The 1,300-nt window shown below is 29.7% G+C and carries 1 protein-coding gene; it reads left to right on the top strand.

Features of this window, described 5'->3' with window-relative positions; genetic code table 11:
- On the top strand, window positions 1-1,243 hold a 1,243-nt coding region (locus tag FFO06_RS20625), incomplete at its 5' end, for a TaqI-like C-terminal specificity domain-containing protein (RefSeq protein WP_201275509.1).
- Window positions 1,244-1,300: the final 57 nt, after the last annotated feature.

Here is a 1,300-nt window from a genome sequence, read left to right as displayed (position 1 = left end):
AATTGAGGAAATAGAAAATGGTAGAATGTATGAAAATGCTTTGGAATGGCGCTTTGAGTTTCCTGAAGTGTTAAATAATGATGGTGTTTTTGTTGGTTTTGATGTGGTTATGGGAAATCCTCCTTATGGGTTATTTCCTTCCAAATCAGAATTAGTCTTATTGATTAATAAATATAATTATCTAGGTATAAATAATTCCCTAAAAGACAGCTATTTTACATTCTGCTTATTAGGTTTAAAGGATATTTTAAAACCTCATGGATACCTATGTTATATAGTACCTAATACTTGGAAATTACTTGATGTAGCACAGCAGTTTAGACAAAGTTTAATGAGTGAGTTTTATTTTTTGGGTATAGATGAATTTAAAACAAAAATCTTTGATGAAGCGAGGGTAGACTGTGATATTATTTTTATCCAAAAAAATCAATTAGCAGAATATAATGTAAATATAAAACTGAGAAATAGAAATATAATTGAGCGTGTCAATGTTCTATCAAAAAATACTTTATTAAAACAGCGATTTTTTAATTTTTCACTTGATGAAAAGCAAATATTGTTATTAGATAAAATTCAATCATGCTCTTTCTTAGTAAAAGATTACTTTGAAATCAAAAATGGTGTTAAACCTTACGAAGTTGGTAAAGGTTATCCACCACAGACCAAAAAAATATTAGATGAAAAACCTTATACTGCTGAAACTAAATTAAATGATAATTTTCAGCCATTAATAGGTGGACGTTATTTTCATAAATATGTGATTTTATGGAATGAAAATTTCTGGATAAGCTATGGTCAATGGCTCGCAGCACCCAGGGAAGAATCAATATTTCAAGCCAAAGAAAAACTAATTTTCAGACAGACTAGTGATCAAATAATTGGAACTTTGATTTCCTCTGGATTTATCATACGGAACAACGTTCATATTATTCTTAAAAAAGATGAAAAGTCTGATATTTTTGCTCTTAAATATCTGCTAAGTATCTTAAACTCAAAATTAGTTGATTTTGTTTACACTAGTATGAATCCAGAAAGGGGAGAAGCTTTAGCAGAGGTAAAAGCATTTCATTTAGGAATATTACCCTTTTATCCACTTTCAAGAAAAGATCAATTTCCTCTGATTAAAATAGTTAATCAAATTCTCACCGCTAAAAAATCAGATCCACAAGCAGATACAACCCACATTCCGCACCCTGAACTGTCACAGATCAAAAAAGCAGAGATAGTAGTACATAATAACTAACGATCAATTAAAGAGAAATAAGCTTAATGAGAATACATATCATTAAAAGGGGGGTGG

Source organism: Dolichospermum planctonicum, from assembly GCF_005402965.1.
Taxonomy (GTDB): Bacteria; Cyanobacteriota; Cyanobacteriia; order Cyanobacteriales; family Nostocaceae; genus Dolichospermum; species Dolichospermum planctonicum.
This window is presented reverse-complemented; position numbering and strand designations above follow the sequence as displayed.